This window comes from Pseudomonadota bacterium, assembly GCA_013285445.1.
Taxonomy (GTDB): domain Bacteria; phylum Pseudomonadota; class Gammaproteobacteria; order Xanthomonadales; family Wenzhouxiangellaceae; genus Wenzhouxiangella.
Window position 1 is genome coordinate 2,628,522 of the sequence record CP053448.1, and the last position, 23,054, is coordinate 2,651,575.

Sequence of the window (23,054 nt, forward strand, 5' to 3'; positions counted from 1 at the left end):
GTCGGTCCGGCCCGGGCAATCGAGTTGCTTTGAATGCGATCAAGATCAATGGGCTCGGAGATGACCAGAGACCAGTCCCTGCTCGCGCAGCATCCGAATGGCTCTTTCCCGGACTTCCAGGCTGTATCTTCTCTTGTCGTTCATGACTCCATCCTCTCAAATGATGGGGTCTTCGGTATCAACCCGGCACGAATGTGGATCGCATTGAGCCTCAGCGTGCGCTTCGGCAGCAAGGCAGCGAAACGCCGCTGTAGTGGGCCTGCAGCTAGTTTCGCTAACGCCGCCATTGGAGAATGCACAGCACGGCTGAATGCAATCTGCATTGCTGCCGGGTTAAAGTATGGGCTGACGGCCATTGCAGGGCAAACCAGCATTTGGACCGGGAACCAGGGCGCCAAACCCGGGCTCGCCGAGGGCCCAACTGGTTCACCAGCCCTCGAACCGGTCGGCAAAGAGCGGCTCGCTCAATTCAAGAACCTCGGGAAAGGTCAATGCACGGTTGTAGAAACGCACTTCATCGAGTTGGCCTTTATACCAATTGCGATTAAAAACGACATCACACGGATTGTTGCCCAGACCAATCCACGGTGGAGCGTCGAGCGCGAGCGCGCCAGTCACCCCGGAAGCGCTCAGGTTCGCATCAACGTACAGGTTGGCTACACCCCCCGATTCGCGCGTCAGAACGACGCTGTGCCAAACACCGTCGTTGATCGTTACTGCTGCGTCCAGCGCGATTGTACCGCCGAAGGAGATCTGGCCGCCGTTGAGCTGGGCAATGCCCCAATCCCCACCGCTCGGGCTGCCGCAAACTTCTCCGTCGACCAGACCCAGGCCCTCGAACCAGAAAGAACCTGCCGGCGCGCTGTGGGTGGTTCGTAACCAGATGGCCACACTGAAATCGCCGGCAATCGAGCGAGGCGTCTGAACGTAATCGTCCAGGCCGTCAAAAGATGCGGCTTGCCCGAATGCGCCGCTGACAAAGTCGATGTCGCCAAACCCGGTTCCATGGTTGCCGTTGCCGCTGCCATCGAGCACATTGCCTTCGAAGGCATAGTGGGCTACGAGGCCATAGGTGACGTCGGCCTGTGCGGCTATGGTAAATGCCTGCATGAAAACCCCCACAATCAACGGGGCCGCAGTCGGCACAGCTATCCTGATCAGGATGACCAATCGTCTCATTGCAAGATCCTCCAGTTACTCACAAAAACCAGTCAAGCGGGCCCGGCATCGGAGCCCTGTGCACCCACCGAATGCCAGTCGCACCTGACGGCGCCCTACTGGAAACGGTCGGCAAAAATGATCCCCTGCGCATGTGCCTCGACATCCACGCGCAGCACGCCTCCGGTTCCGGTCTGGAGGCTGCCACCCGGAAGAACCAAAACGGCCAGACCGCCGCGATCGGCCTCAAGCGAAACCGAATAGCCAGTCGCCGGCTCGAGCCCGGCCAACAGCACCGTGTCGGTCGTCTGGGGAACAATGAAACCGGTGTCGGTAAACGCGGCATCGATCGAGACGGGGAAAAGCACTGCCGTGCTCCCGGTGATCGCCCCGGCGTAGGCGGTCCCCGAAGTACTTTCGACCAGCGTGGTAGTCGTCGGCAGGGCACCGCCATCGGCACCCTCGATGACGTGCAGGAATCGCGTGCTTGACGGCTCACCGGACGCCTCGGCCAGGTAACGATGGCTCATTGGCTCCTCGACCGCCACCTCGTCGGGCAACGGTTCACTGGCCGACACCGATTGCAGTGCCCCGGATGGCTGCAGCGCGTGGACAAACAGACGCTGTCCGCCGGGCGTATCGACTTGCAACCGGCTGCCGGTCAAAGTGCCGGTGGCAGGCAGGTTAAGCCAGAAGCGCTTGAAGCCGGGCGCGGTCGTTTCCGCCCGATCATAGACCACGAGATGATCGGGCTTGAGCCAGACCAGCGAGCGGCTGACATGGGCAACATCGTCAGAGTTATTGCCCGAAGCGTTGTACAAATCAGTCACCTCGCCCTGAACGTAGACGAATTCGTCATTGACCTCGACGGCCAGGATCTCACCCTCTCCGTCGGGCACCTGCATGAACTGCGAGCCGTTTTGCTGACAGCCATAGAGCCAGTCGCCCGGAGTAAGATCGCCGACGGCGTTTTCCACGGCCAGGGTGTTGTGGTAATCGGATCGACCGATGGTGCACAGCTCCGAGGCACCATCCCAGCCCACTCGACCCTTGGTCAGCCATTCGCCGTCCCGATACAGTTCGATTTGCCCGCCCTCGGCAAGTTGATGGTCAACGTAGGCAGACCCGAGGTAGAACGTGAACAACGAGTCGGTCCCAGCCCACCCGGTGCGCGCCAGCAGCCGGCCCGTACCCGGGGCATGAAAGGCGCTGGCCAGGCCGTTTCTCGGGTCTGTCGGGAGGGGATCGTTCGGGTCGAACAGGAGAAAGTAGAGCATGGCGTCGCGGAAAGACTCGACGCCGGCCATCCGGTCAGCCAGATCGGCCCACGGGTCGGACCCGACCCCGCCCGGTGGCGTATGCAGCTGGATCCAGCGGGCTGCGTTCGAGCGGCTTGAATTGGCCACCGAATCGGCATGCAACCCCATCGGCGCAAACAGGGACACTGCGTCGTGCAGCCAGTATTCCTGTCCATCGCCGTACCAGGCAGGCTGATAAACCTCGCCGATCCAGCTGGTGTCGGGATAAGTCACCCGGGCCGGACTCAAGGAATGCAAAAACGCCGGCGCTACGTCTTCCCAGAACGGATGGCCGGCCCACACCACCTGCGGACCCCAGACCAGCGGATCATCTTGACCGGACGTATGCAGCGCCAGCAGAAAATGAGCGAGAAAGCCCAGTGCGTCGGGGCCGTACTGGAAGCCTTCAGGGGAAAACCCGCCGCTGGCCTGATTGCGCAGCAGGTGATCGGTCACGTAGAGAAAGGCCCCGGTTGCGGTTTCCAGATAGCCGGTCAGCTCGCCGCCGGGGTCATCGCCGGCGTCGAATGACAACGCCATCAGACCGATGTTGCGCAAATGGGCGAGATAGTAATTGTTGATCGACCAGCGCACCCGCATCGGGTCGGCCAGCAGCGCAGGATCGTTGAACACGTCCACCGGCTCGGGGTGGTTGTAGTCCGTGGTGTCGGCCAGCTTGTTTTCGGCGCACCAGCGCAAAAAGACCTGGCGAATGGTCGCCTTGTCCTGCGCACTCAGCGTCGGGTAGATCCAGTCGACCGTCAGGCCAAAGGCCTCACCCCACCAGCGCGACCGGTCATAGGTCGAAAACCCGTCATAGCGGAATGGCGCATCCGCCTGGCCGGGCGCGGCCTGATCGATGATGTGCATGAGCAGGGTTCTGGCTCTCTGGGCGTAATCGGCGCGGGCGCTCGACGAGGCGTCAACCAGCGAGAGAAAGGCAAACAGCTCGGCATACATTTCCGTCGGATATTGCTCCCAGGTGATGCCGCCATCGTCGGCGCCTGGCACAAGCCCGTCATCCATGTGCTGTTTGGCGGCTACAGCCAGCGGTGCGAGGCCGTCGGCCCACAGCGGATTCGAGCCGACAGCGCGAGAACGCAGCTCGGTCAGGTCACCGGAACGAATCCATAGTCGTGGGTGGTCGGTTGCGGGCTGGGCGAGCACTGAACCGGCGAGCAGGGCCAGCGCGGCCAGAAAAACCGGCAGCTCGCCCCTTTTCGGGCTCGCCAGGCAAACGGTTCCTTGAGCATAAGCTCGCGATCCGGAATGACGCCTGGATAACAGATTGTTCATCGATGTACCCCACTGTGAATGGTTTGGAGCGCCTGTACGGGAGCCTGTAGGAGGCCCTTTTGGGGCCGATCGCGCCGGTGGGTGCCAAACCCGATCGCGCCTGAAGGCGCTCCTACATGAACGACCATTCCGGTAGAAGGCCTTGTAGGAGGCCCTTCAGGGCCGACCGCCATTTGCACCAAACCAACCCGGTCGCGAATGGCGGCGGGCAGCCACCGGCTCACCGCGCGGTCGCGGCCATCTGCGGCGCGATCATCTCGCGCAGCATCGCCAGCTCGGCTTGCATACTGGCCAATTCCTGGTCCTGGCGCGTGCGCATCTCGGCCAGGGATTGCTCGGTTGCGGTGAGGCGCGAGCGCAGTGTTTCGGTTTCTTCGCGCAGCGCCACGTTTTCCGCCGCCAGGCCCTGGATGGCGGCCAGGGCGACGCCGTCGAGGTCGATGGTGGCGATCGCGCGCTGGTCGTCGCCGAGGCCGAAGGCGGCATAAAAGTCCTCCGACGTGGGGCCCATGTGGGTGATGCCCGGATCCTGCCCCCGGCCGTTCCAGCGATACACCGGAAGCCGGGTTACGAGGTCCAGAACCCGGTTGGCGTCGACTTCGATCAGGTTTTCTTTTAAGTCCCGGCTGCTCGAACAGGTCCAGCTCCCGCCGTTGCTGAACGTGCACTGCCAGGTGGGCACGGTCTCCGGGCCAGGGGCGGTGTCGTCGATACCGACCACGATGCGCACGCCGCCGGTGGCGCGGACCTTGAAGCCGTTGTCGGAAAAAGTCGAGAAAGTATAGGGCTGGTTGTCGGCCCAGACGAAGCTGCCGGCGTGGTTGGCCTGGGCTTGGCGCCCGGCGGCGAAGCTGAAATCACCGGCAGCGGCGTTGCTCCAACCGCCGGCAACGGTGCTGAAATTCCCGCTGGCTGTGTTGGCGCCGCCACCACCAACGGTGCTGCTTTGCCCACTGGCGGCATTGGATTCGCCACCGCCGATGGTGGTATTGCCCACGCTGGCAGTGTTGTTAGAACCGCCGCCGATTGTGCTCTGATGCCCACTGGCGGTGTTGGAATCACCGCCGCCCACGGTGCTCCAGTCCCCGCTGGTTATATTGAGCTGACCACCGGCGACTGTGCTCCACCAGCCGTTGGCGGTATTGCCCCAACCGCCTCCGATGGTGCTCGAGCTTCCACTGGTGCTGTTGATTAGACCACCGCTGACGGTGGCGCCCCACCCGCTGGCGATGTTGGACTGACCACCGCCGACCGTTGCAAAGGGCCGATTGCTTATATCTCCCGCATCGTCCCCGGCCTGGTTGGCATAGCCGCCGCCGATCGTGCCGTAGTGGTCGGTCACGCGGTTGGGCGCTTCGCCACTATAGTCCGGGTCGCTGTCCCCAATCGGCACCCCGCCGCCGCCGATCGTCGCCCCGCGCACGCCGGCGTCGATGAAATTGTTTGGGCCGCCGAGCACCACATTGGCGGTAAAGCCGCCGGCCGGGCCAGTCAGCGGCATCGCCTGCCAAAAGGCCAGGTGCAGGCCATTGGCGCCCAGCACCAGCGGCTGGTTGTCGCTGGTGCCCAGGTAGTCGACCGCCGGGTTGGTGCCGGCATTGCCGCCGAGTCGCCAGTACAAGCCGTCGCTGAACCCGGTGTCCAGGGCCAGACTGACCGCGCCGCTGGTCCCGCCGCCGCTCAACCCCGCCCCGGCATTGACCGCGGTGATGTCGCCACTGCCCACATCGTCGGCCTCGCAGACCACCGTGCCGTCCTGGTTGATCACCCGGATGGATTGCCCGGCCGGGCAGGTGGCGCTGACCCGGCGCTGGACCTGGCCGGCGTTAATGTCACTGCTGCCCACAGAACCGTCGATCACGCTGGCGCTGCCGACCGAATCGGCCAGCGCCACCGCCGCCGCCCAGGCATACGGCGCCGCCGTCACCTCACTGCGCGGACTGAGCGTCTGGTAACTGCCGCCGCCGGCCGGGCGAACCCCAATCTCCAGCCAGCGCCGATCCCCCGACAGCGCCGCAGGACCAAAGTCCAGCGGCACCGAGAACAGACCCCCGCTGACCGCCACCGCCGACACCGTCACCTCAGAGCCCACCTGCGCGCCCCCGCTGGCCGCATCAAAAAGCCGGAATCGAAAGTCATAGGCACCGTCGGCCGCACTGCCCGACTCACTGAGCTCGCCCTGATAGGTGAACGTCGGGGTCAGCGCCTGGGCTGACAGGCACCCGCTCCACAGCACCACCATTGCGCACAACGCACTGCGCAGACCACACTGAAGCATCGTATTCATCGGTTCTCTCCTTATCCAACCGGCCCGCAAAGGCACGGCAACGAACCTTTTCGGACCATCGTGCAGGCTGGCGCACGTTTCTTGGATCAATCTCAACAGGTTTTTGGCAAGAGACTCCGGCAAAACGCGGATCAAGTCATCAACGATTCCTTACCGTTTTCTCAGTGATCCGCTCGGCAATCCCCGATCGGCCGCGTCCCGGACGATCCCAAAGAGGAATAAACCACCCGGCGGCCTCCCCGCTGTCGGGCAGCGTGCGGATCGAACTGGACGTGGACGAAGCGGCGATCACCTGGGCTGTCGAGGAAGAAGAAGCCATTGTGCTGGGCTATGACGGACTGGTGCATGAATCGGTTCCGTTCGTGAGTGCGGGCGGTGGATTCGGCCTTGATTTATTGAGCGTTTTCTCGGATACGCCCGTATTCAGGGATCGGTTCGAGTTGACCGAATAGCCACCACGCCGGCGGCACGCTCTGCTGAAGCTGGCAATGGCCGAGCCACTGTTATCGGTACAGCGGGCTCATCGCCGTGGTCAGCGATCACGGTCAGGCAAAACGCCACAGATGCCGGGCCTGGTGCCGCCGCGGCGGACCTGCTGGGTTCCGTCGTTGCTAATCTGAACCGCCAATAGCAGACATTCTGCTTGCAGACGCCGGCTCGGGGCGGGATGATAGCGGCATAACCGGAGACTCTTTGGCGCCAGCCAACCAAGGGGAGAAATGCTTTTGAGGGCCGGCAATCAGCAGGTCGTCGCAGACTTGAGGCTACCGGCCGGGGCCGGCATGGATCAACTGGCCTGCCTGCTCAACGATCAGGTGAGATGGCCTCTTTGACCCTGCACATTCCGACCTGGGTCAGCGCCGCGGCCCTGGTCAACCTGTCGCTGGCGCTGGGTCTGATCATGGCCGTGCGCGGCCAGCACCCGGCACTTCATGGCAGCCTGTCGATCTGGGCGCGGGGCGCAGTCATGCTGGCCATCGGCTGGCTGCTGCTGGCGCTGCGCAACGAGTGGCCGCCGCTGGTTTCCATGCTGGCCTCCAATGCCCTGATCGCTCTCGGGCTGGCCGAGTGCGTCCAGGCTTTGAACCGATTCAGCGGCAACAGTCAACGCCTGCTTGCACCCCTGGCGGCTGCCCTGGCCGTCGTTATCGTTTCCATTATTTTCGGCCTGCTTCAACCCGACCGTTTCATACGCCTGACCGTCAACACCGCGCTGTTGGGCGTGATATTCGCCGTGGGCGCGGCGACAGCCTTGAAGGCCGGTCAGCAGCTACGTTCCGGTGCCCGTAGCCACTGGGTGGTGACCATCATTTTTGCCCTCGCAAGCGCAGTGCTGCTCGCCCGCGTTGGCATGGTGCTCATCCTCGGGCGTGAACGCATGCCGGATGCCGACCAGATCAATCTCATACAGGCAGCCTTCTACGGCGTTGCCGCACTCGGTCCTGCTGTTGCTACGCTGGGGTTTGCCCTGATGTGCAACGATCGCCTCAGCCTCGAGCTCAGACGGGTGGCAGAACAGGACGCACTGACCGGCATCAGCAACCGGCGCCATATCGAGCGTCTGGCAAGCAGAATCTGGCACAAGCGGCAGGGCAGCAAGGCGCCGTTGTCGGTGATCCTGGTCGATATCGATTTTTTCAAACAGATCAACGATTCCCGGGGTCATGCGCAGGGCGATGCCGTGCTCAAGCGCATGGCGGAGCTGATGCGACAGTTGGTCGAGCCGGCGAACGGCCAGGTTGGTCGCATCGGCGGCGAGGAGTTCCTGATCCTGCTCGAGGGCCAGTCACTGGGAAGCGCGGCAGAACTGGCCGAAAACCTGCGGGCAATCACCGCGCGGGAACGGCTGGACGGCATGGGCTGGACGCTGTCGGCAGGCGTCGCACAGGCCACCCCGGACGAGCCCGGTTTCGAGACGCTGCTGCGCCGCGCCGATCAGGCCCTCTACGCGGCCAAGAGTGCAGGGCGCAACCGGGTCATGCAGGCCCAATAGCGGCGCACTACTGTACTCCGGGTTTGTTCAAGACCGCTGCAGTCACGGATTTGTAGTTTCTGGCTGGCAATCTTCGCCCAATCCGAAAGGCTATCCACAGGGGTCCGGCATCGTTTCCAAGCTCACGGCGGTATTGCTGGCGGTCTACTGCCTGGCTGTCTGCTTTGCCTGGATATTTCAGCACCAGTTCGTCTGGCCGATGAGCGCAGAAGAAGCAGTGGATCGGCCGGTTCCACCAGGTGCCGAGGTCCTCTGGGTCGAGACGGAAAACGGAGATCGGGTCGAGGCATGGCTGTTCCCCGGGCAGGACCGGGGGCCCGATAACCCGGGTCCCGCTCTGCTGTTTCTGCACGGGAACAACCAAGTGATCGATCACGTGCTGGAGTTTGCCGAGCTATACAGCCGTTGGGGGGGTCAGTACGCTCCTCGTCGAGTACCGCGGCTACGGCCGATCGGGCGGCGCTCCGAGCCGCGAGGCGGTCGTGCGCGACGCGGCTGCGTTTTACGACCGGCTGGCCAGACGCGCCGACGTGCGTCCAGACCGGATCATGCTTCACGGCCGTTCGATCGGTGGCGCTGTGGCTGCCGAGCTTGCCCTCGCGCGTGAGCCGGCGGCGCTGATTCTCGAGTCCACTTTCACCAGCCTGGAAAGCATGTTCTGGCGTTTCGGGATACCGGGCTTCATCGTGCGTGACCGCTTTCGCACCGAGGACGCACTCAAGGCATTGGATACCCCGGTGCTGGTCATGCACGGACGCCGCGACAACATCATACCCGTGGCCCACGGGCGCGAGCTGGGGCGGATCGGCGCCAAGACCCGGTATACTGAGTACGATGCCAATCACGACCTTCCGCCCGACTGGCAAGACTTCGAAAGGGATCTGCGCGCCTTTGTCGAACCGATCATTTCCGGTTTTCTGCCAAGTGAATCGGCCGTTGCGGTTCATTGACCGGTGAGCGCCGAGGGTTCTCCCGGGACAGTGCCTGGCGAAGACGCCGGATCGAACCCGGCGACCGATCATGGCATATCTTTCCGCGAAGCATTAGCTGTGTGGAGCCGGATCGCACTTTTGAGTTTCGGCGGCCCGGCCGGGCAGATTGCGTTGATGCATCGCATTCTCGTCGATGAGAAGCGCTGGATCGGCGAAAACCGGTTTCTGCATGCACTGAACTACTGCATGGTGCTGCCCGGGCCCGAGGCCCAGCAACTGGCCATCTATATCGGCTGGCTGTTGCACCGGGTCTGGGGTGGCATCGTGGCCGGGGTGCTGTTCGTATTGCCCGGTTTTGTCGCCATCCTGGCACTGAGCGTGCTGTACGCTGGTTATCGCGAGCTGCAGTTTGTCGATGCGCTGTTCTACGGCCTGGCGCCGGCGGTCATGGCGATCGTCGCCGAGGCGGTCTTCCGGATCGGCCGGCGCGCGCTGAAGAATGCCGCCATGGTCACCATCGCGGCCCTGGCGTTCATCGCGATCTTTGTGTTCGAGGTTCCCTTCCCGCTCATCATTATCGCTGCGGCACTGGTCGGTTTTATCGGCGCTCGCTGGCGCCAGGAGCATTTCGTGGTCATTCGCCTGCACGAGGCCGATGGCGACAGTCACGCGCTGTCGGATGGGGGTCAGGACCGACAAGCACCATCGGCGAAGCGTGCGCTTGCGGTCACCAGCATCTGCCTTGCGCTGTGGTTTACGCCGCTGGTCGTGCTGGGTCTGACGCTGGGCGGAAGCAGCGTGTTTGTCCAGGAAGGCGTGTTTTTCAGCAAGGCAGCCGTGGTCACCTTCGGCGGCGCCTACGCGGTGCTGGCGTACATCGCGCAGCAGGCCGTCGATGTCCATGGCTGGCTGCTGCCTGGCGAAATGCTCGACGGCCTGGGCATGGCCGAAACAACGCCCGGCCCGCTGATCCAGGTCGTCCAGTTCGTCGGTTTCATGGGCGCCTACCGGGCTGCCGAAGCCGGAATGCTCGCGACCATGCACCCCATGCTGGCCGGAGCGCTGGCCTCGCTGCTCGTCACCTGGGTAACCTTCGTGCCCTGTTTTCTGTGGATCTTTCTCGGCGCGCCCTATATCGAACGGCTGCGCGGCAACGTATCGCTCACCGCGGCGCTGTCCGGCATCACCGCGGCTGTGGTCGGCGTCGTGCTCAATCTGGCGGTGTGGTTTGCGCTGCATACATTGTTTGAGGACGTCGGCGAACGCCACTGGCGCAGCCTGCGGATCCTGTTGCCCGAGGTCTCGACGCTCGACGCCGTGGCGCTGGCTATTGCCCTGGGGGCGTTCATCGCGCTGTTCCGCTATCGCCTTGGCATGCTCCGCACGCTGGGCATAGCCGTGCTGATCGGTCTTGCCTATCGCCTGGTGTTTGGTGGATGACCGCCCGAGCAGACCGTCACTATTGGCGATTATCTAGTGGGCCATGCGGCTAATTAGGTCACACTCAGCCGTCGCGCAAGCGTTGTGGGCAAGGCGCGCGAGCGCCGGACTGGCCGTCGCCAATTCAAGCGAGCGGAACGCAGCCCACAGCGCTTGTGCTATGGCCCTTCGGGAGCCACTGTGCCGGCGCGACTCGGCGTTGCGTTTCTTGGAAAGGGAGCAACCATTCCCTGCGAAACGCGCCTTGATTCGCACCGGCACAGTGGCTCTGAGTGTCACCTAATTAGCCGCATGGCCCACTAGATCGCATTCAGTCGCGCTATGCATCCCGGCAAACGGCGTCATCGAAACGTGCTGGAGGCCTGCTACAGCGGCGATCCAGTCATGAACAGCCTCACGACCAGATGGTTCGAGGCCCGGCGCTGTGCGGTCTTCGAAAACAGCCCTGATCTACCCTGGTCTTGGCAGAAACCGGGTTCCGAGCGTCACGACAGTGCTCCACTGCTCCCTATAGCCTGCAAGCTCATGTGCCATTGGGCAAGACCACTGATTGAACGCTTGCATCCAGCCTGTTGTCGAGGCTGATACCCCTGGCTTCTATGGTGATTGCCGACCGATCTGTATCTGAACAGCGAAGTCCCGAGAGGGCGGGCCAGCAAGCGTTCTGCAGTGATTCGTATTGCCATGATGGGCGCTTTCATCCTGACGCTGCACGTAATTGCCATGATGGTTTTCGAGGAGCTGGACCTGTGGACTGCCATCTGGTTGACGACGACGACTGTGACCACGGTTGGCTATGGCGATGTGACTGCGACCACGCCGGAAGGGCAATTTTCGACCATGCTCTTGCTGTATGCTGGCGGGGTGTTTATTGTGGCCCAGGGTGCAGGGCTGTTTTTTGAGTATCGCAGCGAGCGTGCGCGGCTCAAGCAGATCGGTGAATGGATTTGGAACATGTCTGGACACATCGTCATCATCAATACCCCGCTTCATAATCGCACGCGTTTCATGGAGCGGATGATTCGAGAATTGATCGCCGCTAAACCTTCCAGCCACCAGCTCGAGAGGTTCATGGTGGAAAATGAGCGGCTGGATTTTCTGGTGATCACCGAGGACTATGACAACGGGCTGCCAAAGGCTTTACAGGCGCTCAATGTGCGTCTTCAGGCCGGCCGCGGAGATGATCCGGAAACTCTGGAAGATGCCAATATTCGCGAAGCGAGGGGTGTTCTGGTGCTTGCCACTGATCCGCTTGGAACTACCTTTGCTCATGATGATGCGCTGACGTTCGATACGGTTCATCGAGTCAGGGAAACCGGCTACGATGGTCCGCTGATAAGCGAGGTCATCAATCCGCAAAACCATGATCGAATTCGTAATGCCGGCGCCAGCGGTGTGGTCATGCCCGTTCGCGCCTTCCCGGGCCTGATTGCCCGGGCGCTTTTCTACCCCGGCATCGAGCGCGTCATTGAAAGCCTGTTTGACAGCGAAGGTAACGATTGCGTGCTGGTTGAAATGAAGATTGAAGAGCAAAAATGGGCCGACGTCATCAAGCGGTGCGTCGACCGATCGATCGGGACGCCGATCGGCTATGTCTATGAAGGGGCAGTGGTCACGGAACCCAACCTCAAGGACAAAGTCCACGCCGACGGCATCTATGTCCTGACCGGCTGAAGAACCCCTGAACAGGTCTGCGCAGACCAAAACGCAATGGCAGTTTGCTCGCCGGGCAATCCACCGGGTTCTGTCAGCTGGACCCCCGTTCAATCCGGATCGGAGTCAGCTTAACCTCCATCGACCTGACATCTGATCGTATTGCCGTCAATCTCGCATTCAAAGGCATCCCCACCGCCTGGACCGGTAACGGGAATGCCGTCATTGATCTGCACCACGTCGATCTGAATGATGGTGCCGTCAGGAAACTCGATCGTGAAATCGCTCAGAAAGCTGATCGTACTCCCCAACGTTGCATAAAACTTCGGATTCAGAAGCCCGGAGAGTCGTATTTCCGGGGGCTGCACGGAGTGTTGCCAACCGGAGCGTAGCTTCACCCTACGTGAGGATTGGCAACGCGAGTACAGACCGCGGAAATGCTGCTATACCGGGCAGCGTAGCGATTCTGGTCCGAAATTTTATGCAACGTTGGGGTACTGTTGCCCGGACAGCTAAATCAGGGTGCCAGTTTTCGCTTCAGCGCACGCGCCATGGGTTTGGGCATTTTCGGAATGGAGCGCAAAAGCCAAGGCAGGACGCGGCGTTTGGTCTTGTTCAGAGATTCCGGAATGACCGCCTCGATCAGGTGCGGGCCCGGATGAGCGAAGGCGTATTCCATCGCCGTGCAGAAAGCGTCGGCCGTATCGGCGCGCACGCCATGCACGCCCATGCCCTGGGCCAGGCGGGCGAAGTCCAGCCGGGGGCCGGTCAAGTCAAGCTGGGAGCGAGCCTTGGGGCCACCGCTGTCGCGCGCGCCAACGCGTTCGAGCTCGACGTTGAGGATGGAATAGGCAGCGTTGGCCAGCACCACCACGGTGATATCGAGGTGTTCGCGCGCCATGGTCCACAGCGCCTGGTTGGTGTACATGGCCGAGCCGTCGCCGACCAGGGCCAGCACCGGGCGGTCGGGGCAGGCGATGGCCGCGCCGATGGCATTCGGCAGGCTCTGACCGATGGCACCGCCGGTGAGCGTAAGCAGGTCGTGGGCCGGGGCGCCGGCGGTCATGACCGGCAGCATCAGACCCGAAGTGTTGGCCTCGTCGACCACAATGGCGTTATCCGGCAACAGGTGGCCGACGGCCTTGCAGACCTTTTCGGCGCTCAAGCGCCCACGCGGGCGGTCGGGACGGCCGGCCGTCTGACGCTCGGGCTCGGTCTTGTCGGCACCCAGCGCAGCGGCCAGTTTCTCCAGGCTGGCGCGGCCATCCTGTTCGGGCGTGCTGAGGACATGGACCTGGCAGTCGTCAGGCACCAGTTCACTGGGCTTTCCGGGATAGGCGAAGAAGGATACCGGTTCCTTCGCATCAACCAGGACCAGATGATCGAATCCCGACAGCTGCAGGCTGGCCAGTTCGGCCAGGTACGCCAGGCGCTCGACTGCCGGACGACCGGCACCGCGTTCGAGCCGGGTCGGGAAGACCTCGGAAAACACCTTGACGCCGCTATGGGCAGCGATCCGGGCGGCCTCGACCAGTGATTCCTCGCGCAGCGCGCGGCCGCCAAGCAGCAGCGCGGCCTTGCCGCCGCTGCCGATTGCCCTGGCGATCTGCTCGATCGTCTCGTCGTCGGTGGCTTCGGGTTGCTGCAACGCCGCCGGTGTTGCGGGCTCAGCACCCGCCCCCCAGGATACGTCGGCCGGCAGGATCAGGGTGGCAACCTGCCCTGGCGGGCCAACCGCCGCGGCGATGGTGTCGGCGGCATCGCGGCCCAGGCCCTGTGTCTTCTGCGCGCTGCGCACGAAGTTCGGCGAGACGTTTCGCGCCACGGTCTCGATGTCGGACTGGAGCTGGGCGTCGAGCGGCTGGTGATAGGTCGCATGGTCACCAACGATATTGACCACCGGCACCTTGCCCTTGCGCGCATTGTGCAGGTTGGCCAGGCCATTTCCCAGACCACAGCCCAGGTGCAGCAGCACGGCAGCCGGCTTGTCGGCCATCCGCGCGTAGCCGTCGGCCGCTCCCGTGGCCACACCCTCGAACAGCGCCAGCACGGCGCGCATGCGCGGCTCGTCATCGAGCGCGGCGACGAAGTGCATCTCGCTGGTGCCGGGGTTGGAAAAGCAGACAGTGACGCCGGCATCAGCCAGAGTCTTCATCAGGGCTTGGGCGCCGTTGGGCATGGTTTCGTCCTCTATTTCCTAGCCTGCATTATTCATGAATCGCCGCGATGATTGCGCAGGGGATTGTTCGCGCAGCGGATTTTCCGACCGAGCGGAATACCAGGCTGTATTTCCGAGGGAGGAACATCCGCTGTGCGGACAAGGCGCAAGCAAGGGCGCGAGTGAATTCATGAATAATGCGGGCTTGTGTCCAGGCAGTCGGGACCAATGTCCGCGATGCGCTTCACGCCGGTCAAAGCCATGGCCAGGCGCAGTTCCTCGCGCATGCCGGCCAGCATTCGGTCCAGACCGGTTCGACCCCCACCGGCCAGGGCCCAGACCCAGGCACGGCCGATCAGCGCGCCATGGGCGCCCAGGCCGAGGGCACGATAAACATCGATACCGCTGCGGATGCCACCGTCGACCAGCACCTCGGTATGCTCGCCCACAACCCGAGCGATATCCGGCAGCTTGCTTGCGGTCGAGGCCACGCCATCAAGCTGGCGGCCGCCGTGATTGGACACCACGATGCCGTCCACGCCGACGGCGACTGCACGCTCGGCGTCGGTAACATCGAAAATGCCCTTGATGATCAGGCGCCCCCGCCACTTGTCGCGCAGCCACTCGATATCGGCCCAGGTGACGGTCGGATCGAACTGGGTGTCGATCCATTTGCGAAACGCGTCGGGACTGCTGGCCGCCGGTACGTGCGGATTCATCGTGCCCAGGCTCATGGGCTTGCCGCGCAGCGCGACATCCCATACCCAGCCGGGACGTGAGAGCAGCTGGCCCATTTTCATCAGCTTCGGGCGCAGACCGGGCACAGCCACACCATTGCGGGTGTCACGATGGCGCGGGCCGGGCATGGGCAAATCGACGGTGAACAAAAGCGTTCGGCAGCCAGCCTCCCAGGCGCGATCAATCACCGACTCGACAATGCCGCGATCGCGGATCATGTAGAGCTGAAACCAGAACGGCCGCTCGGCAGCGACAGACAGCTCGTCAATCCCGCAGATGCCGACCGTCGAGAGCGTGAACGGCACTCCGGCCGCCTCGGCGGCGGCGAGCGCCTGGACCTCACCACGACGCGCGGCCATGCCGCCCAGGCCGATCGGCGCCAGGACCAGCGGCATCGCAAATGCCTCGCCGGCCAGAGTGGTGCCGGTCTCAATGGCCTCAACATTGATCAGCACACGCTGGCGGAGCCTGATTTCATCCCAGTCGGCGGCATTGGCGGCCAGCGTTTGTTCCCGGCCGGAACCGCCGGCATAGTAGTCGTACAGGAAACGAGGCAGGCGCCCACGCGCCCGTTTGCTGTAGTCGTCGATGGTGGCCGGAACGCCTCGAATCATGTGCTAGCCACCGGAACCGATCGAACGTGCCGCCGCCCGCGCCGTCAGAATACAGCCGGGCAGAAATGTGCCTTCCAGCGAACGCTTGCCGTTGCAACCGCCCCCGCCAAAGCCGGCCGCCTCGCCTACGCAGTACAGGCCGGCGATCGGCCGGCCTGCACCGTCGAGCACGCGGCTATCCAGGTCGGTGCGAAGCCCGCCCAGGCTCTTGCGGGTGATCAGCTGCATGCGGATGGCGATGAATGGCCCAGCCCCTTTCTTTTTCAGCGGCGCGGGTCTGCAGGTTCTGAGCTTGTCCGGTCCCCACTGGCGTGCGTGCAGGATGCGGCGGATCTGATCGTCGTTGCCGAGCGCACTGCCTTTCGAGAAATTGGCGTCGAAGTCGTTAACGGTTGCCTCGAGCGTGGCCGGATCGATGTCGTGCGAGCGGGTCTGCCGATTCATCTTCTGCGCCAGGCCGGCAAGCGTGTCATCAACCAGAAAGTCGTCACTTTCGCGGCGCATCTGCTGGTAGAGGCGGTGGTTGCCCAGCAGCAACTCCTTCACGAAAGCCGGAAAACGCTTGTCGCGGATGGACGGGTTGTGCTCCGCCCCGGAGATAGCGAATTCCGTAAGTGCGATGCGGCGGTTGAGCAGATGCCAGGTCCAGGGCTTTTCCTGCTCGGCCACGCGCTGGCACAGCCAGTGCGTGTCGAAACCGGTCACCAGCGGTTCGGGGCCGATGCGCTGGCCCCGGTGATCAAGCCACAGCGCGGACTTGCACGGAATGGTCGACAAACCATGGCCTTCAAAGTGGGGAAAGGGATGCGGAAATCCGGCGGCGTAGTTCCACATCTCGCCGGGATTGACGATGCGGCCATCGAATCTGTCGGCCACGAAATGATGTAGTTTTCCGTCGGCGAAGGGATGCGCGCCGTTAAGCATGGTCTTCGGCAAGGGTCGGTTTCGCGGCCAGTTGGCGCGGCACTGCTCATGGCTGCCGTTGATACCGCCCGTCGCCAGGACGATGCGAGGTGCGCGCAAGCGCACTGTCCGAGCGCGATCCTCATCGATCGCCGAAGCGCCGCCAATCCGGCCGGCTTCGTGGTCGATCGAGACAACACGGTGACGATGCAGCACCGTCAAGCGCCCACCGGAGTCGGCCGCGCGCAGTGCCGCGATCATGCGACGAGCCAGCTCGCGGGCGGTGCCCCAGACGATGTGGTAGCGCGGCACGGAATTGCCGTCGCCGAAACGGCCGCGCTCGACCCAGTTGACCGCCGGCAGGAATTTCAAACCCTGGTCGATGAGCCAGTCGTAGACCTCGGCGCGCGAGCGCTCGACGTAGTGTTCGGCCCAGGCCAGCGACCAGCGATCGTTCGGATCAAGCTCGCCGAAACGCAGCCAGTCACGCAAGGCCAGTTCGGGTGTGTCGGGGATCCTTGCCCTGGCCTGCTCAGGCGTGCCGACCAGAGCCATGCCGCCGAAGGCCCACAACGCCAGACCGCCGAGGCGCCCGGGCAGATCACGGTCAACCAGGGTCACCGAGTGTCCGGCCCGCAAGGTCTCGAGCGCCGTGACGATCCCGGCCAGCCCGCCGCCGATGACCAGCACGTCGGAGGCAGCGGCCTGGGTCATGAAAGCATCCAAATCAGGATGCTGCCGCCCGCGGCCCGGTCGTCGCGATTGGAGCCGGGCACGATTGGGGCCGCACGTCCTGCGCAGTCAAGCAAGAGGATCAACGATATCATCGCCGGTGAGTTTACATCACTGCCATCCACCGCCGCACGTTGCGTCGGGACCGGCCGGATGGGTCGAGAGTTGGCCATGCCCGACCCAAGGCCTGCCCGGGCGTCCGCCAGCACGCACCCTGCCCGCGGCGGCGCCCGCCGGGAGGACAGCTGCATACAGGCCGGCTCAAGCCCTACTGAAACGGCATCCCGCCGGGCAGGCGTTTCATCATCTTGGCCATTGCCCGCTTGCTGCCCACTTTTTTCATCATCTTCTGCATCTGCTTGTGCTGCTTGAGCAGGCGATTGACGTCCTGGATCGGCAGGCCGGATCCGCTGGCGATCCGGCGCTTGCGCGAGGCCCTGATGATGTCGGGGAATCGCCGCTCCTGGGGAGTCATCGAGTTGATGATGGCAACCATACGCCGAGTCTGCCGATCGTCCATCTGCGAACGAACCGCTTCCGGCAAGTTACCCATGCCCGGTAACTTGTCCATCAAAGCTCCCATGCCCCCGAGCTTGTCCATCTGCAGCAGCTGGTCGCGAAAATCGTCCAGGCCGAATCGGCGGCTGGCCTTGCCGACCTTGCCGGCCAGCTTGCGCGCCTGTTGCTGATCAACCTTGCGCTCGACCTCCTCGACCAGGCTGAGCACATCACCCATGCCCAGGATGCGGGACGCCAGACGGTCGGGATGAAACGCCTCCAGGCCGTCGAGCTTCTCGCCGGTACCGAGGAACTTGATCGGCGCGCCGGTGATCTGCCGAACCGACAAGGCGGCACCACCACGTGCGTCACCGTCGGACTTGGTCAGCACCAGGCCGCTGAGCGGCAGGGCCTCGTGAAAGGCCCGCGCCGTATTGGCCGCATCCTGGCCGGTCATGGCATCGACCACAAACAACACTTCGGCAGGCTTGACCGCGACATGTACAGCGCGGATCTCCTCCATCATGGCTTCATCAACGGCCAGACGACCAGCGCTGTCGAGAATCAGTACGTCGGCAAACTGTGTACGCGCATGCTGCGCTGCCTGCTCGGCGATACGGACGGCTCCGGCCGACGGATCGCCACGGAAAAACGGCGCGCCGACCTGCTCGGCCAGTGTCTGAAGCTGATCGATGGCGGCCGGCCGGTAAACGTCGCAGCTGGCCAGCATCGCCTTCTTGCCGTGCCGCTCGCTGATCCAGCGCGCCAGCTTGCCGGCCGTGGTGGTCTTGCCGGCACCCTGCAGTCCCGCCAGCAGGATGATGACGGGTGGCTGACGGTCGAGCGCGAGTGGCGCCTGCTCCTCGCCCAGAACACGCTTGAGCTCCTCGTGGACAATCTTGACCAGCGCCTGCCCCGGCTGAAGGCTGCCAACAACCTCCTGGCCGACTGCGCGTTCGGTGGCCCGGGCAATGAAGTCCCTGACAACCGGCAGGGCAACGTCGGCTTCCAGCAGGGCGATGCGCACCTCGCGCATGGCCTCGCGGATGTTGTCTTCGGTCAGGCGACCACGGCCGCGCAGGCGCTGGAGCGAGCCGGTCAGGCGTTGGCTGAGCTGGTCAAACATCACACGCAGTTACGAAATGAGCACCAATGTCATTATACTGGGGTTGTCTCCGGTACCGCACAATCCAGGCGCTGATCGTTGGAATTCAATCTGATTTACGCTCCCTTGGCCATCGCATTGTATCTTGGCGCCGGCCTGTGCCTGGCGCTGGGAGCCGTGCGCGAGCGTCGGGGCCTGCGTCGTATGGGCATTTTGATCGCCTGCGCCGCGATCCTGGTCCACACCGTCTGGCTGGTGCATTCGGTTCCCGTCGCCGGACGGTGGGATGCCAACTTCTTCAACACCCTGTCGCTGACTGCCTGGCTGGTCAGCGCGGTCGTACTGCTGTCGGGATTGCGGTTACGGACACCCGAGGCCGGCATCATTGCCTTTCCCATCGCCGCCGTCTGCCTGATGGCGCAATGGCTGCTGCCGGCCGAACCGCTGCTGCTGGCTCACCTGACGACCACCATGCAGACTCACGTACTGACCTCGCTGCTGGCCTACAGCCTGCTGAGCATCGCCGCCATCAACGCGCTGCTGCTGGCCGCCCAGGAATACGTGTTGCGCCATCCAAGGCCGATGGCGCAGCTTGAGCGTCTGCCCCCGCTTGCCGTCATCGAGACCATCATGTTCCGGCTGATCACAGCAGGCTGGGTAGTGCTGACAGTCAGCCTGGCAACCGGCATCGTGTTCATCGACCACCTGTTTGCCCAGCATCTCGTGCACAAGACCACCTTGTCCATTGTGTCCTGGCTGCTGTTCGGCGCATTGCTGCTGGGGCGCTATCGCCTCGGCTGGCGCGGGCAGCGCGCGATTCGCTGGACGCTGGCGGCCATGATCATCCTGGCGCTGGCCTATTTTGGCAGCAAGCTGGTGCTCGAACTGATCCTGGATCGCAGCTGGATTGCGCCCGCGGCGGGCCCGCTATCGTGACTGAAGTTTCACTGGTCACGCTGTTTGTCCTGCTCGGCGTGCTGATCGTTCTGTCGGCTTTTTTTTCCAGCTCCGAAACCGGTCTGGTGGCGCTCAACCGCTACCGCCTGCGCCATCAGGCCCAGACCGGCCAGCGCGGCGCGCGCCTGGCGCTGCGTCTGCTGGCCAAGCCCAACCGCATGTTCGGGCTGATTTTGCTGGGCAACAATCTGGTCAACATCCTGGCTGCATCGATCGCAACCGTCATCGCCCTGCGGCTGTTCGGTGAGTCGGGCATCTGGATCTCGACCCTGGCCCTGACCGGCGTGATCCTGATTTTCGCCGAGGTGGCGCCGAAAACGCTGGCGGCACTGCATCCCGAGCGCATCGCCTACCCGGCCAGCTATGTACTCACGCCCCTGCTGCGCATCCTCTACCCGGTCGTCTGGCTGATCAACGTCATGGCCGCGGTCTTGCTGCGGCCATTTGGCGTCCACAAGTCACACAGCCCCCACGACTCCCTCAACCGCGAGGAACTGCGCAGCCTGGTCAAGGAAGGCGGCCGGCACATATCGCTCAACCACCGCCAGATGCTGCTCAATATCCTCGATCTCGAGCACGGCACGGTTGACGACGTGATGGTGCCGCGCCAGGACATTATCGGCATCGATCTGGACGCCCCCTGGGAAGACATCCTGCAAACGCTGACCCAGAGCATCTACACCCGGCTACCGGTGTGGAACAAGGACCTCGACAACATGACCGGGCTGCTTCACATCCGTTCTGTCCTGCCCCATCTGACCCGCAACCAGCTCAATCTGGCCGTACTCAAGCGTGCCGTCCGGCCGCCCTACTACATTCCCGAGGGCACCCCCCTGACTCAACAGCTGATGGAGTTTCAAAGTCGCGAGCGGCGTCTGGCGCTGGTCGTTGACGAATACGGCGACATTCAGGGGCTGGTGACGCTCGACGACATACTGGAGGAAATCGTCGGCGAACTCACTGCCGAGGGCAGCTCCCGTCAGCGGCTGATCCGCAAGCTTGAAAACGGCAGCTGGATCGTCGACGGTGGCGCCGCCCTGCGCATGCTCAACCGGCGCATGAACTGGAACCTGCCGACCAGCGGAGCAAAGACCCTCAACGGGTTGATTCTCGAACATCTGGAATCGCTGCCCGAGGGCCGCGCCAGTCTGCGCATTGGCGAGTACCTGTTCACCATCGTGGACGTGGTCGACAAGCGCATCCGCAAGGTCGAAGTGCGTCCGGTCACAGACGATCAAGCCGGCTGAGCGGGCCCGCCCTTGCGGCTTGTATGATAGGCTGATCGCACCGATGAAAACCGCAAGACGATCCATGTTTCAGGCATTACCACACCCATTTCAGTCCACCTGGATGTCCCCGGTCCGGCTTGCCGTCGCCGCGGTGTTGCTGCTCCTTTCCGCTGGCTGCGCCCATCAAGGTGGCCCGGTGAAATACCCGTTCCACGAACACACCCCGAGCGCTGAGGCGATGACGCGCGCCGCCCGGGCCTACGCCGCCGGCATGCACGAAACCGCGTTGATGCACTACCTGGAAGCGGCGCGATGGGCGGACAAGTTCGCGCAGTATAACGTGGGCGTCATGCATCTGCGCGGTGAAGGCACCGAGTTCGATCCCGTTCGGGCCTGGGCGTGGCTGGAGCTGTCGGCCGAACGTGATTACCCGCAGTTTGTGGAAACCGCCGACGACCTGTATGCGATGCTCGACGAGCAACAGCGCCAGCAGGCGCGCGCCATCTACGAACAGGAGCTGGTGCCGCGCTACGGTGACGCCGTCAAGGTGCCGCGCGTTCAGCGCGCCATGCGCCGTGAGCTGCGTGGCGCCACGGGCTCGCGCACCGGATCGCAGGGTTTTCTGTCCATGCTCACCGTCTACGATGGCAGCGGAGTGCCGCGCAAGGGCACCGAGTTCTACGCGCCGGAAAAGTGGGAGACTCTTCCCGGTTTTGTGTGGGCTGACCGGTTCGGATAGCCTACGGGCTGGCCCTGCTGAGAGTCCAGTCCCATGCACGACCGCGAGCTTTACCGTCAGATTTTGGGTATCCAGACGCCGTGGGAGGTTTCTGAAGTGCAAGTCGACCTGCCGGCAGCCGGTGTGACCGTCCATATCCGACATTCCGGAGAGGGCTTGGCCTGTCCGAAGTGCGCGCAGCGCTGCCCGGGCTACGACACCCGTGAGCGCAAGTGGCGACACTTGGATACCTGCCAGTACAAGACCTGGCTGGTCGCGCAAGTGCCGCGCGTTCGGTGTCCGGAGCACGGCGTTCACCAAGTCCCGGTGCCTTGGGCGGAGAGCAACTCTCGGCTGACCGCGCTGTTTGAGGCTTTGGTGATTGACTGGCTCAAGATTGGCACGATTTCGGAGGTGGCCGAGCAGCTGGGTTTGAGCTGGTCGGCGGTCAGCGGTGTCCAGGAGCGTGCGGTGGCGCGCGGCCTGGCGCGTCGCGGCCAGGCCTTTCCGGACTCGATCGGCATTGATGAGACGGCGTTTCAACGTCGGCACCAGTATGTGACCGTGATCAGCAGTGGCGATCGGGTGCTGCATGTGGCTGACGACCGCAAGCGCGAGACGCTGGGGGCTTGGTACGTCGAGCAACCGGCTGAAACGCTGGCCGGCCTGCGCACGGTCACCATGGACATGTGGGGCCCGTTCATTGACGCCACGATGGCGCATGTGCCGGGTGCTGCGCACAAGATCGCCTTTGACAAGTTCCACGTCGCCCAGCATCTCGGCGACGCCGTCGACAAGGTTCGCCGCAGTGAACACAAGGCCCTGCTGGCCGCTGAAGGTGGCTCGCTTCTGAGCAAGAGCCGCTACCTGTGGCTGCAGCATCCCGACAACATGACCGACACGAACTGGAGCCGCCTCAAGGAACTCAAGGCCGCCAACCTGAAGACGGCCCGGGCCTGGGCGATCAAGACCCACGCGATGTGCTTGTGGGGCTACAAGCGCCGAGGCTGGGCGCGCAAGGCCTGGATGAGCTGGTATGGCTGGGCCATCCGATCGCGCCTGGAACCGATCAAGAAGGTCGCCAGAATGGTCAAGCGTCATCTTGAGGGCATCGTGACGGCTGTGGTGACCGGTGCAACCAACGCCCGGGCCGAGGGCTTCAACACGAAGATCCAGAAAATCAAGCGTGATGCCCGGGGCTTCCGGAACAAGGAGCGGTTCAAGGCTGCCATCTACTTTCACCTGGGTGGCCTCGACCTCTACCCGGCGGCGGTCCAGAAATGAACGCCACCCACACGATTCAGTGAAGAGCCAAGTGGGATTTCCACCAGATCATGCAGTTCGA

At 63.4% G+C, this 23,054-nt stretch carries 17 protein-coding genes; 9 read left to right on the plus strand and 8 right to left on the minus strand.

Annotated elements, in window-relative coordinates:
• Positions 1 to 426 precede the first annotated feature (426 nt).
• From HND55_11910 to HND55_11920, 3 genes are all read right to left on the minus strand, one after another.
• Positions 427 to 1,179 carry a LamG domain-containing protein gene (locus tag HND55_11910; protein ID QKK03297.1) on the minus strand — a complete coding sequence of 251 codons (753 nt, stop codon included), beginning with the start codon at positions 1,177 to 1,179 and terminating at the stop codon, positions 427 to 429.
• 95 nt (positions 1,180 to 1,274) lie between these two features.
• The gene (locus HND55_11915; GenBank protein ID QKK03298.1) at positions 1,275 to 3,752 is read right to left on the minus strand and encodes a hypothetical protein; all 2,478 of its coding nucleotides are present in this window, start codon (positions 3,750 to 3,752) and stop codon (positions 1,275 to 1,277) included.
• A 220-nt stretch (positions 3,753 to 3,972) separates the two neighbouring features.
• Positions 3,973 to 6,039: a hypothetical protein gene (locus tag HND55_11920; protein ID QKK03299.1), complete on the minus strand. Its 2,067-nt coding sequence runs from the start codon at positions 6,037 to 6,039 to the stop codon at positions 3,973 to 3,975.
• Between the two features lie 164 nt (positions 6,040 to 6,203).
• Between HND55_11920 and HND55_11925 the strand changes: the two genes are divergently transcribed.
• The 5 genes from HND55_11925 (at position 6,204) to HND55_11945 (ending at position 12,078) form a co-directional block, all read left to right on the plus strand.
• On the plus strand, positions 6,204 to 6,491 hold the full coding sequence (locus HND55_11925; GenBank protein QKK03300.1) for a hypothetical protein: 288 nt from the start codon (positions 6,204 to 6,206) through the stop codon (positions 6,489 to 6,491).
• A 368-nt stretch (positions 6,492 to 6,859) separates the two neighbouring features.
• The gene (locus HND55_11930) at positions 6,860 to 8,032 is read left to right on the plus strand and encodes a GGDEF domain-containing protein (protein ID QKK03301.1); all 1,173 of its coding nucleotides are present in this window, start codon (positions 6,860 to 6,862) and stop codon (positions 8,030 to 8,032) included.
• Between the two features lie 386 nt (positions 8,033 to 8,418).
• Entirely contained in the window at positions 8,419 to 8,982 is a 564-nt protein-coding gene (locus HND55_11935) for an alpha/beta fold hydrolase (protein QKK03302.1), read from the plus strand.
• 30 nt (positions 8,983 to 9,012) lie between these two features.
• A complete protein-coding gene (gene chrA / locus HND55_11940) occupies positions 9,013 to 10,404 on the plus strand; it encodes a chromate efflux transporter (GenBank protein ID QKK04095.1) in 1,392 nt (463 codons plus the stop codon).
• A gap of 606 nt (positions 10,405 to 11,010) precedes the next feature.
• On the plus strand, positions 11,011 to 12,078 hold the full coding sequence (locus HND55_11945) for a hypothetical protein (GenBank protein ID QKK03303.1): 1,068 nt from the start codon (positions 11,011 to 11,013) through the stop codon (positions 12,076 to 12,078).
• 110 nt (positions 12,079 to 12,188) lie between these two features.
• On the opposite strand, the gene HND55_11950 is transcribed toward HND55_11945, so the two are convergent.
• The 5 genes from HND55_11950 to ffh form a co-directional block, all read right to left on the minus strand.
• Entirely contained in the window at positions 12,189 to 12,425 is a 237-nt protein-coding gene (locus HND55_11950; protein ID QKK03304.1) for a hypothetical protein, read from the minus strand.
• Between the two features lie 149 nt (positions 12,426 to 12,574).
• Positions 12,575 to 14,236, minus strand: coding sequence for an acetolactate synthase large subunit (locus HND55_11955; GenBank protein QKK03305.1), 1,662 nt, complete (start codon positions 14,234 to 14,236; stop codon positions 12,575 to 12,577).
• Between the two features lie 167 nt (positions 14,237 to 14,403).
• Entirely contained in the window at positions 14,404 to 15,567 is a 1,164-nt protein-coding gene (locus HND55_11960; protein ID QKK03306.1) for an L-lactate dehydrogenase, read from the minus strand.
• Between the two features lie 3 nt (positions 15,568 to 15,570).
• Complete coding sequence (locus tag HND55_11965; protein QKK03307.1) at positions 15,571 to 17,184, minus strand: FAD-dependent oxidoreductase; 1,614 nt, start codon at positions 17,182 to 17,184, stop codon at positions 15,571 to 15,573.
• A 286-nt stretch (positions 17,185 to 17,470) separates the two neighbouring features.
• Positions 17,471 to 18,826: a signal recognition particle protein gene (gene ffh, locus HND55_11970; GenBank protein ID QKK03308.1), complete on the minus strand. Its 1,356-nt coding sequence runs from the start codon at positions 18,824 to 18,826 to the stop codon at positions 17,471 to 17,473.
• A 105-nt stretch (positions 18,827 to 18,931) separates the two neighbouring features.
• On the opposite strand from ffh, the gene ccsA reads away from it, so the two are divergent.
• The 4 genes from ccsA to HND55_11990 all read left to right on the plus strand — a co-directional run bounded on the left by ccsA (position 18,932) and on the right by HND55_11990 (position 22,993).
• A complete protein-coding gene (gene ccsA / locus HND55_11975; GenBank protein QKK03309.1) occupies positions 18,932 to 19,741 on the plus strand; it encodes a cytochrome c biogenesis protein CcsA in 810 nt (269 codons plus the stop codon).
• Positions 19,738 to 21,009, plus strand: a complete 1,272-nt coding sequence (locus HND55_11980) for an HlyC/CorC family transporter (GenBank protein QKK03310.1) — start codon at positions 19,738 to 19,740, stop codon at positions 21,007 to 21,009. Before ccsA ends, HND55_11980 begins: the two co-directional genes overlap by 4 nt.
• Before the next feature lie 178 nt (positions 21,010 to 21,187).
• A complete protein-coding gene (locus HND55_11985; GenBank protein QKK03311.1) occupies positions 21,188 to 21,730 on the plus strand; it encodes a sel1 repeat family protein in 543 nt (180 codons plus the stop codon).
• A 33-nt stretch (positions 21,731 to 21,763) separates the two neighbouring features.
• Positions 21,764 to 22,993: an ISL3 family transposase gene (locus tag HND55_11990; GenBank protein QKK03312.1), complete on the plus strand. Its 1,230-nt coding sequence runs from the start codon at positions 21,764 to 21,766 to the stop codon at positions 22,991 to 22,993.
• Positions 22,994 to 23,054 lie beyond the last annotated feature (61 nt).

Bases quoted from the DNA above. Each gene is read 5' to 3' on its own strand.
- HND55_11960 (QKK03306.1), bottom strand. From the start codon at position 15,567: ATGATTCGAGGCGTTCCGGCCACCATCGACGACTACAGCAAACGGGCG.
- HND55_11930 (QKK03301.1), top strand. From the start codon at position 6,860: ATGGCCTCTTTGACCCTGCACATTCCGACCTGGGTCAGCGCCGCGGCC.
- HND55_11920 (QKK03299.1), bottom strand. From the start codon at position 6,039: ATGAATACGATGCTTCAGTGTGGTCTGCGCAGTGCGTTGTGCGCAATG.
- ffh (QKK03308.1), bottom strand. From the start codon at position 18,826: ATGTTTGACCAGCTCAGCCAACGCCTGACCGGCTCGCTCCAGCGCCTG.
- HND55_11915 (QKK03298.1), bottom strand. From the start codon at position 3,752: ATGAACAATCTGTTATCCAGGCGTCATTCCGGATCGCGAGCTTATGCT.
- HND55_11910 (QKK03297.1), bottom strand. From the start codon at position 1,179: ATGAGACGATTGGTCATCCTGATCAGGATAGCTGTGCCGACTGCGGCC.
- HND55_11965 (QKK03307.1), bottom strand. From the start codon at position 17,184: ATGACCCAGGCCGCTGCCTCCGACGTGCTGGTCATCGGCGGCGGGCTG.
- HND55_11990 (QKK03312.1), top strand. From the start codon at position 21,764: ATGCACGACCGCGAGCTTTACCGTCAGATTTTGGGTATCCAGACGCCG.
- HND55_11955 (QKK03305.1), bottom strand. From the start codon at position 14,236: ATGCCCAACGGCGCCCAAGCCCTGATGAAGACTCTGGCTGATGCCGGC.